Source organism: Pantoea sp. App145 (genome assembly GCF_047947045.1).
Taxonomy (GTDB): Bacteria; Pseudomonadota; Gammaproteobacteria; order Enterobacterales; family Enterobacteriaceae; genus Pantoea.
This window is the reverse complement of sequence record NZ_CP133294.1, coordinates 284,021-296,563: the sequence shown is the minus strand read 5'-3', so window position 1 is coordinate 296,563 and position 12,543 is coordinate 284,021. Positions and strand designations below refer to the sequence as shown.

Sequence of the window (12,543 nt, the reverse complement as noted above, 5' to 3'; positions counted from 1 at the left end):
GCTAAAAATCAGATGGAAATACCGCCGTCGATGATCACCGTTTGTCCGGTAATCATGCGGCCCGCAAAACCGAGATAGACAATCAGTTCCGCGACGTCGTCGGGGGTGCACCAGCGTTGCAGTGGTGTGGCGGCTACCGTGTTGCGGCGACGTTCTTCCGACCATTCAATCGCCCATGAACTCTCCACCGAACCGGGGGCCACGGCGTTAACGCGCACTTCGGGAGCCAGCGCGTGAGCAAGGTTTTTGGTCAGATTGATCACGCCCGCCTTGGACGCACTGTAGGCGAGGGTGCTGGCGATCGAACCAAAACCGGCAATCGAGGCGGTATTGACGATGGCACCGTGGCTGGCTTTCAGGCTGGCCGCTGCCGCTTTGGCACAGCGGAAAACGCTCATCAGGTTAACGTTCAGCAGCGTCTGCCACAGTTCTTCGGTCACACTCTCCAGGTCCTGTATCGGAATCGGTTTGGTCACGCCGGGCGTACCGGCGTTATTCACCAGCAGATCGAGATGGCCGAGCGCCAGCACCGCTTGTTTAACCATTGCTTCTGCCTGAATGGGGTCCGCTAAATCGCCCGGTGCGCCAATCACCGCCAGCCCCTCAGCCTGGAGGGTTGTCAGTGCCTGTTCGCCACGAATATCGTTCGGCAGAAAGTTAATCGCCACCGTCGCACCGCTGCGCGCCATCAGGCGTGCCACTTCAAAACCAATGCCGCTGGCACCACCGGTGACTAACGCGGTCTTGCCCTGCAAATCGAATGTCATCATGTTGGGTTTCTCCTCGAGATTGGCCACTTCAGGCCGCCTGTTCACTGCGCCGTTCGCGGCGCATAAATTTACGCGTCTGTTCCTGGTTGGGGTGGTCGATAACCTGAGCGGCGCTACCGATTTCGCACACGCTGCCCTGGTGCAGAAAGGCCACGCGGTCGGCAGATTCGCGCACAAAATTGATGTCGTGCGTCACCACCACCATGGTCATCCCTTCCGATTTCAGCAGCCGCATGGTCGCCAGCACTTCGCCCACCAGTTCCGGATCCAGCGCGGACGTCACCTCATCGAACAGCATGTAGGACGGGTTCATCGCCAGCGCGCGGGCAATCGCCAGTCGCTGGAGCTGGCCGCCGGAAAGTTGTGAAGGCATCATCAGCGCTTTACCGCCCAGCCCGACGTGTTCCAGATGTTTTTGCGCCAGGGTAAGGGCTTCACGTTTCCCCAGCTTTGCCACCACCTGCGGGGCCAGCGCCACGTTCTCCTGGGCGTTAAGATGGGGAAAGGCGTTGTACTGCTGGAAAACAATGCCGAGCTGGCGGCGCAGCTGGTTGATATTGGTACCTGCCGCATGCACGCTGATACCGTCGACCACAATCTCACCGCCCTGAATGCTCTCCAGCCCATTGATGCATTGCAGCAGAGTGGATTTGCCTGAGCCGCTGGCTCCAATCAGGCACACCAGTTCGCCTTTATCGATGCTGAGGTCGATACCTTTCAGCACGCTGACCGGGCCATAAGCTTTTTGCACGTTACGAATTTCGATCACAGGGCCACCTTTTTTTCCAGATAACGGCTATAACGGGAAACCGGGTAACAGATAAGGAAGTAAAACAAGCCGGTGCCGAGCAGCAGCAACCAGGTTTCATGGGTACGGTTCATCAGCGTTTGCGTGGCACGCATAAATTCGACGTAACCGACCACGCTCGCCAGCGCGCTGTCTTTGATCAGGCTGAGCAGCAGATTGACCCAGGCACTGAGACCGGTACGCAGCGCCAGCGGCAGCGAAATATGACGTAATTCCTGCCAGCCATTCATGCCCAGCGAGCGTGCCCCCCGGCGAAAGGTGTGCGGCACCGCCAGAAAGCTGGCACGTGCCACTTCCGAGGTGACGCACGCCATCCATACGCCAAGCGCCAGGCTGCCCAGCACATACGGCGACAGCGGCATATTCAGCAGTGAAAACAGGCTGTTTAGCACAATCAGGATGATGATCATCGGTACGCTACGGAAGATATCCACCAGCGGGGCGCTCAGAATCTGAAAGCTAAATGAAGACGCGCGCGCCCATCCCAGTGGGATGCCGAGCAGGGTGCCAAGTAGCCCGGCAGTGCCTGCCATCGCCAGCGTATTCAGTGCACCCAGTAGCAGATACCCGCTGTCGGACCACTGCAAAGGCTGATAACCGAGAACGAATTGCATGGTTACCTCCGGTACATCAGACGGAAGGTCAGCTGCGCACCAAACTGAATGAATTTGGCGATGGCGTAATAAATGCCGGCAGTGACAATGAAAAACTCAAAAGTGCGGAAGCTAATGGATTGTGCATATTGTGTGGCACCGGATAGCTCGCGCAGTCCGACCAGCATCCCCATCGAGGTGTTGAGCATCGCCCAGATGCATTGGGTGACGAACGGTAAAAACACCACCTTAAATACCTGGGGAAATATCACATGGCGGAAAGCCTGGCGCGGTGTCATCCCCAGCGATCGTGCGGTGGACATTTGCTGGCGCGGGATCGCGTTTAAGCCGCCACGAAAGATCTCCGCCATATAACCGGCGTTGTTAAATGCAATGGCAATTAATACCGCGAGATAACTGGAGATATTAATCCCCAGCGCACCAAGCCCGAAATACATAATATAAACCTGGAACAGCACTGGCGTATTACGTGATAACTCCACCCACCCGCTGGTGAGATAATAGCGCCAGCCACTGCCATTCTGGCGGATGACAGACATCGGTATGGCAAACACCATACCGATAACCACCGATAATAGCGTGATCTGTAATGTCACCCAGGCACCTGATAATAATTGCGGCAATGCGTTAAAAACGATTGACCAATAAAACTGATAATCCTGCATGGGCGTACCCTGGAAAGTCGGACAATGTTTACCGGGGCTTAGAAATCAACACCGGCCATGGTCAGAGAAGGTAGCGGGCCATCGCCCATATATTTTTTATACAGCTCGGCGTAGCGGCCTGAGACCACCTGGTGCCAGACAAATACGCGCGCCCAGTTGAGAAATTCCGGGTCACCACGGCGTACCGCCAGGCCATCCATATCCGACAGCGGTGCCAGACCCGCAGCAGTAAAGGTGGGAAACTGGCCGCTTTTTTCCAGCGTGTTGTAGACCGATGACGCCTGTAAGATGCCGTCGATTTTCCCCTGTTGCAGCGCCATAAACACCTCAGCATCGCTGCCGTAGCCGGTATAGGTGATGCCGGTATCTTTCCAGCGACCCTGTAACTCCTTGTTAAATAACTGCTCAAAGGTGGATCCCGTCACCGCACCCAGTTTTTTACCCTTCAAATCATCGTAAGTTTTGATGCCGGTATCTTTGCGCGTCATCACCGTGATGGTGTAGTTAACATACGGCTGGGTGAAGGCCACAGTCATGGCGCGTTCCGGAGTGATGGTAGTGGAACCCACCACAATATCGACACGTTTGGAAACCAACGCCGGGATACGGTCCGAGGCTGGAGTCTGCACGATCTCAGGCGTTACCCCGAGGGATTTCGCCATATCGTCACAATAGGCCACATCGTAACCGTCGGGTTTATTATCTGGCGTCAGAAAACCCGACGGTGGCGAATCTAATACTACTGCACAGCGTAATTTTTTAGCTTTAATGACGGCATCCAGCGTAGATTCCGCCTGTGCAGCATGAAGATAAAACAATGAAGAAAGGGCAATAAAAAGGACTGACTTTGTCGTCTTGTTAAACATAATGACTTCCCCGCGATGGTTTGAAATAGTAACAACGCTCCATATAAAGCTGTTTACTTCTTTACAGACAAGGTAAGGCAACTACGAGCAGGTAAATTTATTTCAGGCCGATATTGGCAATCGGTCCCACTTCTTTTTCCACTAATGGCAGCACTTCTTTGGTAAAACGATACAGTGAACGTTGTGCACGTTCGAGTGGCATACAACCAAACTGGAAATTACAGGTGTAATTAATCGGGTCGAGGCGTTTAATATCGGCGATCATTTTTTCCGCCACGATATAGGGATCACCCACCACCATATTGCTGGCGTATTGTTCCAGCGTATATTCCCCGTCAAAAGGTTCATTGCGGATATAGCCGTTATCATCCAGCGGCAGTACCGGTTTACGCAGATGATTCGCCATGCGGCCAACATAACGGGCGCGTTCGGCGGCTTCCAGCGCTTCGGCTTTGCTGTCGGTGACATGCACGTATTGCATGATGGCCAGTGGCTTGGTGGCCGGATTTTCACCGAGGGTTTCCCAGCTTTGGTTAAGGCCATCCACCATTTTGTACAGCACCGGTGAGCCGAGGGTACTGGCGGCATGGAACGGTGTCACCTGCCATTTTTTCAGGCGATCCAGCAGTCGTGGGTGTGACGTTGTCACGAAAAGTAGCGGCAGCGGCGTCTGATACGATTTGATAGCAAAGGTAGTCTGCGGTATAGACAGATGTTCACCGCGATATTCTACTTCGCCGGTCACCAGCGCCTGTTCCATCACATCCCAGTACTCCAGGAAAATATCGACCTTTTTCTCCAGCTCCACATGGTAACGGTCAAACTCGTATTGCTGATAACCGGTTCCCATCCCCACCACCAGGCGACCATCGGTCATAGCATCGACAGCGGCAATCTCCTGCGCGAGCCGCAGTGGATGGTACAGCGGCAGCACCAGCACGCCGGGGGCGAGTTTGATTTTTGATGTCCAGCCCGCCGCATTGGCGACCATCATCAGCGGCGAGGGGCTGCTGGAATAGTTTGCGAAGTGGTGTTCGGCAAACCAGGCAATATCAAAACCCACTTCTTCGGCGGTTTTGACCATGGTTTGCGTGTCATTCATCACGCCTTTTACGCCCTGCGGATGATCGCGCAAAGTCATCAGGCTGAATAATCCAAGCTGCATTCTGTTCTCCTGCGGTAAGAAAAAATCGCGTTGCTTAGCCCGCAACGGGGGTGGTTAAAGGAGCGGAGGTGACATACGCACCGTTCTGATACAGCAAGGGTGCAATTGCCTCGCTGAACTGGCAGTCGCTCACCTGACCAATCACGATGTGATGGGTGGCGTAGGGCAGCGTCTGATCCAGCTCGCAAAACAGAGTGGCCTGTGCATCGGCCAGGTAAGGTACGCCCTGCGCATTGCTGCACCATTTTCCCGCCGAGAAGCGCTCGTCGGCGGAAAGCGGGGTACTGAAACGTTGTGACACGGCGGTGTGCTGGTTGCTCAGCAGGTTGATGCAATATTTGCCGCTGGCGAGTAGCGGTTGCAGCAGGCTGGAGGAGCTGTTGATGCACGCCAGGATCGACACCGGATCAAAACAGAGTGATGTCACCGCGGTGGCGGTAATGCCGTAGCGCATGCCGTCATGCTGACAGGTGATGACGCAAACCGTGGCGGTCAGCCGCCGCATACAGTGACGAAAGTTATCCCGAACCTGGTTATTCACAATGGTTTCCCCGCATGATGCTGAAAAATGAAAGGCTGATTATCGACAATTTTGTTAAGGCTAAATAGTAGATTGTCAACAATGTTAACGCCGTGTACGCATCATTGGATATGTGAGGTGAAGTTGTCAACGCATTGCTTAATTTGTCGCCATAGGAAATTTTGATGACTGGGTTTTTTTGCGGCTAATCAGTGGGATAGATGAAAGAGGCGGCTAGCGAAAATGGTAGCCGCCGGATGCTCAATTATGGGTCCAGTAGGTGCCGGTTTCGGGAATCGGCAGGAACTGCTGATTCATTTCACGCAGGGTTTCATCCGGGGATAAATCGTGGAATAAGTCCGGATGGAAGGTTTTGGCAAAGAACTCCGCTACCAGCAGATGCCACGGGCTCATATAAAAGTTCTGCCAGAAAGCGAACGCCTTTTGCTGCCGCACGGCGTTAAGCACCGATACCGTACCATCCTGCGCCAGCGCCCTGATAAAGGTGGCCTGCGCGCTGGCTGCGTTTACCTGTGGTCCCAGTTGCAGGAAAGCTTTATCTTCCGGGCCTGCCGAGCCGGTGGCGATATAAATATCCGGGTTGGCGGCCAGCACTGCCTCAGGGTTGAGTTGCCCAAACACCGCCGGGAAACGTCCGGCGGCAATATTGTCACCTCCGGCAAAGGCAATCAGATCGGCGAGATTACCGTGAGCCACGGTGGTGCAGCATTCGGCCTTTTTCCCCAGATGCAGTTGCAGCATGACTTTAGGACGCGATCCCTTCCAGCCCGCCAGCCGATCGCGGATAAGCTGCATATGCTGCTGATAGAAGGCAATAAAACGCTCGCTTTTCGCCTGGTCATTGAGTGCTTCTCCGAGGGTGCGCAGGCTGGCAACGGTATTCGCCAGCGGATCGACGCGAAAATCGAGGAACAGCACCGGGATCTTTGACGCAGCCAGTTGCTGCATAAACAGGGAGTTGTTAGGCGGGGTGCGGGCATAGACCGGCAAAATCACCAGGTCAGGGCGCAGGGCAATAATCTTCTCAACATTGAGCTGGGAAAAGTTGGAGTTGCCGATCTGCTCGATATTGGCGATGGCCGGGAATGCTTTGACATAGCGCTGCCAGGTTTGTTTGTCGAGATTGCGCAGATCTGCGGGCCAGCCCACCACACGCTTCGCCGGGTTGCCGTCTTCAACCAGTGCCAGCGTATAAATCATCCGGCTCTCGCCAATCACGATACGTTGCGGATTATCCGGCACCTCCACCTGACGTTGCAGGCTATCGGTGAGGGTTTTGGCCTGCACCACAAACGGCAACAGCAGGCACAATGCCGCGAGAAATCGTTTCATGCATAGCTTCTCTTGTGGCTCCGCCCATTAAGGCGGAGCGAATCAGGTTAGAAATCCACTGATGCCTGCAGGTACATCACGCGCGGCTCACCCTCGATCACGCGCAGGTTACCGGCGCTGGATTCGTAATATTCCCGGTTAAACAGGTTTTTCACGTTCAACTTCAGCTGGGTATGTTTACCCACCAGCTGGCTATCCCAGGCGATAAAGGCATCGGCCACGGTATAGGCAGGCATGACAAAGCTGTTTTCCGGATCGCCCGCACGGGTGCCGACATAGCGCCCGCCACCACCAACACGCAACTCACCCGGCAGCCAGGAGAAGCGCAGGGTATGGCTCAGATACAGGCTGCCCATATTGGTGGGGGCGTTGACCAGACGGTTGCCGACGTTATCCGGGTTAACGTTATCTTCGACGATTTCCGTCTTGTCGTAGCTGTAGTTGGCGATCAGATTCCAGTCCGGCGCGATTTCACCGTTAACTTCCAGTTCCGCCCCGGTCGAGCGGGCCTTGGGAATGTTGCGCGTCACACCGTTGATAAAGATCGACATATCGCTTTCATCAATACGGTACAGCGCCAGCGTGGCGGCCAGATTCGGTGCGACCTGCCATTTCGAACCCACTTCCCAGGTGGTGCCTTTCTCGGTGGAGGCGACATCACCGTTATCGTCGGTCTGCGTGGACGGGGTGAAGGACTTGCTGTAGCTGCCGTACAGCGAGACATCCGGCAACACTTTATACACCACGCCCAGCTGCGGCAGGAAGGCGTTGCCGCGATCGTTCAGGGTGGTTTCCGGGTTGATAAAACCGTTGCTGGAGGTTTGCGTATAACGCTGGAAGCGTCCACCCAGTACCGCGATCCACTTATCCGTCAGATGGATGTTGTCTTTGGCAAACAGCGAACGACTGTACAGGTTGGTACGCAGATTACTCAGCGCGTCATTGTAAGTGCTGTCGCTGAGCACCGGCTCCTCGCCATACACCGGATCGTACATGTTAAAAGTTCGGGAAACGGTGCCGCGATAAGAACGTGCCTTATAGGTTTCATTTTGCTCATAATCAACGCCCAGCAGCAGGTCATGCTGCATCCCGGCGATCACCGGTGAGCCGCTGACATCCCAGGAAACGTACTCGGTCTGATGGTTGAAGCCACGGTTGGCATCCGCACGGCGTGACACAATGCCGGTGGTGGTATTAATCGCCGTGGCGCGCACTTCGTTACTGTCGTAACGGCGCTGCATCCAGCCATAGTTCAGGTGGGTGTCCCACGTATCATCGAGGTTGTAGCCATAGCTGACGTTGAGACGTTTGTTTTTGCCCCACGCATGGTTGGCACTGTCATCGAGGCGACGGTTGTAAGGAATATCGACCGGTTTACCGTTGATAAAGGCGGTACCGCGATCGTAAGGCACATCGTATTTGTACTCGACGTAACTGATGTTGAAGGTGGCACGCTCGCCATACCAGCTCAGTGAAGGGGCCAGCAGGGTGTGTTCATTCACGCCGAAATTGCGCCAGTAATCTTCGCGCTGGCGTTCCGCCACCATGCGGAAGGCAAAGCCATTACCCAGCGGGCCGGTGATATCCACCATGCCGGTGCCGCCGCCATAGCTGCTGGACTCGCCGCTGATATGGGTGTTCCATTCATACTGCGGCTTTTTACTCACCAGGTTGATGATGCCGCCTGGGTTAAGGATGCCGTACAGCAGGGAGGAAGAACCCTTCAGCACTTCCACATGGTCGATGCTGGAGTCCATGGTCAGTCCCTGGTTGCTGCGCACGCCGTCGATAAAGATCGAGCCGTCGGTGTTGGAACCGAATCCACGCTTCACGAAGCCATCCTCGGTGCCGCCCAGTGTGTTGCCCTGGGTCACGCCACTGACAAACTTCATGGCATCGTTCAGGCTGGTGACCTGGTAATCCTTCATTACCTGGGGTGTCACCACGCTGATTGACTGTGGCGTTTCATTACGCGGCGTATTGGTTCTGAGCGTTGCCGCCGCATCATCCTGGTTATAACTGCCGGTGTTGCTGGTAGAAGACTGATCGGCTGTCACTGTCAGGGTTTGATCCTGGGTGGTTTCTGCGGCTGCGGCAGAATGACCATAGAGAAGCGTTGATGCCAGTAAGACCTGTGACCCAGAGAGCGTATATTTTACCGCTGGTGAAAAGAAAGAAAGATACTTCATTTAACTAAATCCGCATCAAAGAGAATTATTTTGAAAGCTGGATACTAATGAGATTGATTTTCATTTACAACCATTTCTTGTTATTTCAGGGAAAATAAATCATTCACCTAAATAAAAAATGGAGATTTTCACGCAGGAAAAAACATTATTTCCTGATAATGACAAATATAATGTAGTAAATAATATGATTTAAAATCATTATGATATGTTGTAAATGTAGTAGTTGATGTAGCATAATAATATTTTCCCTCATTACACTACATTTCTCTGGCAGGAAGGGATTAGCGACGACACTTTTGATGGATTATTGCGTTGAATTTATTAAGTCATAAATTAAGGTATTCTTAATATTCAGAAGAATAATGAGCGAATGCGACGCTACGGCTGACTAAATAACCATCGACCATTCTTTACTTAGCGGGCCTGTTCAGGCTTTACTATTAAGCAAAACGGCCCGAAAGTTAGCCTGAAAACGTGACAATAAATGAGAAAAGGCTGATTAACTGTATAATTTATAAGGTGTTTAACTCCGGTGACTGAGTCCAATCCCAAAATCAGTAAAAAACCCTATGATCTCTATGGCGAACGCTTCCACGCCAATAAGCATCTGTTAACTCCCCGGCTGTTAAAAGTCGCACAGTACATTCACCAGCATCGCAGTGCCGTGCTGGATAAAACCGCGCTGGAGATTGCGATTGATACCCAGACTTCTGACGCCACGGTGATCCGCGCCATCCAGGCGCTGGGTTTTTCTGGCTTCCGGGATCTGAAGATTGTGATTGCCGAATATCTGGGGGTCACCCGCCGTTCACCGGCGCGAGTGGCGGTGACCGTCAATGAACTCTCGCAGGATGCGCGGGGCAGCATCGATTTCGTGCTCGACAGTTATCGCATCAGTTGCGAGATGCTGGCGGCACCGGACAATCGTCAGGCCATTCAGCAGGCCATCGGGCTGTTGCAGCAGGCGGAGCGGGTGGCGATTTTCGGTATTGGCGCATCCGCCATCCTGGCGGATTACACCGCGCGGCTGTTCAAACGCAATGGCACCCCTTCGTACGTGCTTAACCGCACCGGCATTTCGCTGAGTGAACAGATCGCTGATATGCGCCACGCGGATGTGCTGATTATGCTGGTGCAGAGCAGTGCGCACCCGGAAGGGCTGGTGACTCTGGCAGAAGCTCAGCGGCTGGGGATGAAAATTGTGCTGCTAACCGCCACGCCCGACAGCATTTTCGCGCAGCATGCCGATGTGATGATTGAGATTCCGCGCAGTCGTTCGGCTGACAAAATGCCAGTACATGCCACGCCGATGATCTGCCTGGAAATCCTGGTGCTGGGGCTGGCCGCCGCAGCACCGGTTGCCACCATGACCAGCATGAGCAAGCTGTATGAGATCAGCAATGCGCTGACCCGTCCTGGTGCGCGTAAGAACAAGTCGTCATAAATGGCCTCAGGCAGCACAGACACCGACGCTCTGGCAGCGATAGACCAACGCCGGGGGCAGGTTGCGCATCACTCTGGTGCGCGTCCAGTGGAAGTAGCCGGAAAGCAACGGTTCTGACAGCGAGGTGTACTGGAACTGAATAAATACGCCGCCGGGATTCAGCGAGGCGACCACACGTTGCAGGATGCGATGGCGCAGCGGTTCCGGCAGCGACAGTAAGGGTAAACAGGAAAAAATGGCATCGCATCCCTGTTCGACCTGTTCTGCAGAATCCGTGAACACGGTCAGGCGGTTATCGTTTAGCGAGGAGAGCTTCAGCGCCAGCCGGGGATTGATTTCATAAGCTGACAGAGTGGCGCTGGAGTGCATACGGTTTAATAAATGGCGCGTCAGAACGCCGTCCCCGGCACCCAGCTCTGCGACATGGTGCGCCTGCTCCCAATCCACCGCATCCGACATTCTGCGACAAAGGGAGGGTGAAGAGGGAGCAATCGAGCCAAAGGCGCGGGGGTTAGCAATAAACGCCTGCATATAACGGGTCTTTTCTTTGAGCAATGAAAAAGTGGTTAATATCACGGTTATCACCTCCAGGTGTATCACTGGAGTTTAGCCATGCATTTCTTAAGGAAAACTTAAAGGGGCCAGTTTTAAGAGTGAATCCGGCCAGGATGACGAAATTGTCATGTTGCGGCAATCATTACAGCGCTATTTGTAACAGCGCGATAAATCGCGCCGCTACGAATGTGTGCAAATACGCAAGTTTATTGCTGAACAATACGGTTTCTGCCACCGCGTTTGGCTTCATATAACGCAGTATCGGCCTTATTCAGTAATAAATTATAATCCGGGTGACCGCTATGTAATGTATAACCAATACTGACCGTGAGAGTGATTGTTTTTCCGGACACGGTTTCAAAAGGCGTATTGTTGACAATGCGGCGAATCCGTTCTAATAACGTATAAGTTTCCGACTGACCAGCCTCAACCAGCACAATCAAAAACTCTTCACCGCCATAGCGGAATAAATAATCGCTGGCACGAATATTATCACTCAACAGGTTAGCGATATGCGTTAATGCGCGATCACCAACCGAATGTCCCCATTCATCATTCACCTTTTTAAAGAAGTCCACGTCAATGATGGCGACACTCAACGGTAAACGGTTTTCCATTGCCAGGCTGACTTCATGTTTTAAAATAATCGGCAGGTAACGTTTATTGAGTAAATTAGTCAGCGCATCTTTACCATCCTGCATATGAGAGACGTCGTTAAATAACATCTCCATATAGGTATTAATTTTCTGACAGTTAGCGTGGATAACACGCAACAGTTCCTGCAATTTTTCTACCGGTATGGCCGTGGTTAAATCAATGCCCGCCATGGTTGCATCAATCTTCGCCATCAGCTGGCGCATCTGTTGAATCTGGGGGTTTTCACCAAACTGGCGTACGCATTTATGGCGGAACCACAGGCCAAAGTTAGATTCGGAAATATTCAGCAGTTGTTCCGTTTGCGATACGCCACTCACCAGATTATAGATAACCGAGTTTTCCCAGCTGGAAAGGGCAGATTGCTGTTTGCCCTGTTCCTGCCAGGCATTATTCATCAGTACATGCATACGATAAGCCTCTTCATTACGCGTGGCCCGATAATGGGACATCGCATAGGCATGGCTCATCATTTCGATGGCAATATCAATTGCCATCGCGGCATAGTGCATCACCTGTAAACTGAGGGGATACGGTATATCATGCTGGGCAACATAAGCAAAAATACCGTATTTTAGCTGCCGGGCACCGCGCTGAACAAATTCAACCGGAATACCAATACGGGCATGTACGCCGCCGACGTGGTATTGCAGCTGCGCCAGGTTTTCAAATTGGCTTTCATCTTCGGTCAGAATGGCCTTAACCCATTTCGACAGTGAACTACTGAGTCGCTCCTCAACAAGTTCATAAGACAAATGCCTGGAAATAGCCGGATCTTTGAGCAATGTTTCATAAAAGCGGTGAGCAAGATTATCGGACTGCGTTTCCGCAATCTGACGTAAAATAGCGATAACATCTTGCGGAAGTGCTGCACGTAATGGACGCCATTCTTGCAGAATGACTGCGATATATTGTTCTATTTCTTCCTGCATCATTAAAC

12 protein-coding genes are annotated in these 12,543 nt (G+C 52.9%); 1 reads left to right on the top strand and 11 read right to left on the bottom strand.

The window, feature by feature from the left end:
• Positions 1-8 precede the first annotated feature (8 nt).
• From RCF31_RS27895 to RCF31_RS27855, 9 genes are all read right to left on the bottom strand, one after another.
• Positions 9-770 (bottom strand): SDR family NAD(P)-dependent oxidoreductase, encoded by a 762-nt coding sequence (locus RCF31_RS27895; RefSeq protein ID WP_416414634.1) that lies wholly within the window; start codon positions 768-770, stop codon positions 9-11.
• A 28-nt stretch (positions 771-798) separates the two neighbouring features.
• A complete protein-coding gene (locus tag RCF31_RS27890; protein ID WP_416414633.1) occupies positions 799-1,539 on the bottom strand; it encodes an amino acid ABC transporter ATP-binding protein in 741 nt (246 codons plus the stop codon).
• Positions 1,536-2,192 (bottom strand): amino acid ABC transporter permease, encoded by a 657-nt coding sequence (locus RCF31_RS27885; RefSeq protein WP_299453870.1) that lies wholly within the window; start codon positions 2,190-2,192, stop codon positions 1,536-1,538. Before RCF31_RS27885 ends, RCF31_RS27890 begins: the two co-directional genes overlap by 4 nt.
• Before the next feature lie 2 nt (positions 2,193-2,194).
• Complete coding sequence (locus RCF31_RS27880) at positions 2,195-2,788, bottom strand: amino acid ABC transporter permease (RefSeq protein WP_416414631.1); 594 nt, start codon at positions 2,786-2,788, stop codon at positions 2,195-2,197.
• A gap of 107 nt (positions 2,789-2,895) precedes the next feature.
• On the bottom strand, positions 2,896-3,723 hold the full coding sequence (locus tag RCF31_RS27875; RefSeq protein ID WP_416414630.1) for a transporter substrate-binding domain-containing protein: 828 nt from the start codon (positions 3,721-3,723) through the stop codon (positions 2,896-2,898).
• Positions 3,724-3,820: 97 nt separating this feature from the next.
• Positions 3,821-4,888 carry an LLM class flavin-dependent oxidoreductase gene (locus RCF31_RS27870; RefSeq protein ID WP_416414628.1) on the bottom strand — a complete coding sequence of 356 codons (1,068 nt, stop codon included), beginning with the start codon at positions 4,886-4,888 and terminating at the stop codon, positions 3,821-3,823.
• A gap of 34 nt (positions 4,889-4,922) precedes the next feature.
• Positions 4,923-5,429 carry a flavin reductase family protein gene (locus RCF31_RS27865; protein ID WP_416414627.1) on the bottom strand — a complete coding sequence of 169 codons (507 nt, stop codon included), beginning with the start codon at positions 5,427-5,429 and terminating at the stop codon, positions 4,923-4,925.
• Between the two features lie 240 nt (positions 5,430-5,669).
• Entirely contained in the window at positions 5,670-6,761 is a 1,092-nt protein-coding gene (locus RCF31_RS27860; protein WP_416414625.1) for an ABC transporter substrate-binding protein, read from the bottom strand.
• A gap of 47 nt (positions 6,762-6,808) precedes the next feature.
• Positions 6,809-8,950, bottom strand: a complete 2,142-nt coding sequence (locus RCF31_RS27855) for a TonB-dependent siderophore receptor (RefSeq protein ID WP_416414623.1) — start codon at positions 8,948-8,950, stop codon at positions 6,809-6,811.
• A 532-nt stretch (positions 8,951-9,482) separates the two neighbouring features.
• Between RCF31_RS27855 and RCF31_RS27850 the strand changes: the two genes are divergently transcribed.
• Complete coding sequence (locus tag RCF31_RS27850; RefSeq protein ID WP_416414621.1) at positions 9,483-10,394, top strand: MurR/RpiR family transcriptional regulator; 912 nt, start codon at positions 9,483-9,485, stop codon at positions 10,392-10,394.
• Positions 10,395-10,400: 6 nt separating this feature from the next.
• Here the strand turns inward: RCF31_RS27850 and RCF31_RS27845 are convergent, their stop codons facing one another.
• Both RCF31_RS27845 and RCF31_RS27840 read right to left on the bottom strand, forming a co-directional pair.
• Complete coding sequence (locus tag RCF31_RS27845; protein WP_299454590.1) at positions 10,401-10,967, bottom strand: class I SAM-dependent methyltransferase; 567 nt, start codon at positions 10,965-10,967, stop codon at positions 10,401-10,403.
• A gap of 188 nt (positions 10,968-11,155) precedes the next feature.
• Positions 11,156-12,535, bottom strand: coding sequence for a diguanylate cyclase (locus RCF31_RS27840; protein ID WP_299454593.1), 1,380 nt, complete (start codon positions 12,533-12,535; stop codon positions 11,156-11,158).
• Between the last annotated feature and the right edge of the window lie 8 nt (positions 12,536-12,543).

Bases quoted from the DNA above. Each gene is read 5' to 3' on its own strand.
- RCF31_RS27895 (WP_416414634.1), bottom strand. From the start codon at position 770: ATGATGACATTCGATTTGCAGGGCAAGACCGCGTTAGTCACCGGTGGT.
- RCF31_RS27885 (WP_299453870.1), bottom strand. From the start codon at position 2,192: ATGCAATTCGTTCTCGGTTATCAGCCTTTGCAGTGGTCCGACAGCGGG.
- RCF31_RS27875 (WP_416414630.1), bottom strand. From the start codon at position 3,723: ATGTTTAACAAGACGACAAAGTCAGTCCTTTTTATTGCCCTTTCTTCA.
- RCF31_RS27870 (WP_416414628.1), bottom strand. From the start codon at position 4,888: ATGCAGCTTGGATTATTCAGCCTGATGACTTTGCGCGATCATCCGCAG.
- RCF31_RS27860 (WP_416414625.1), bottom strand. From the start codon at position 6,761: ATGAAACGATTTCTCGCGGCATTGTGCCTGCTGTTGCCGTTTGTGGTG.
- RCF31_RS27855 (WP_416414623.1), bottom strand. From the start codon at position 8,950: ATGAAGTATCTTTCTTTCTTTTCACCAGCGGTAAAATATACGCTCTCT.
- RCF31_RS27840 (WP_299454593.1), bottom strand. From the start codon at position 12,535: ATGCAGGAAGAAATAGAACAATATATCGCAGTCATTCTGCAAGAATGG.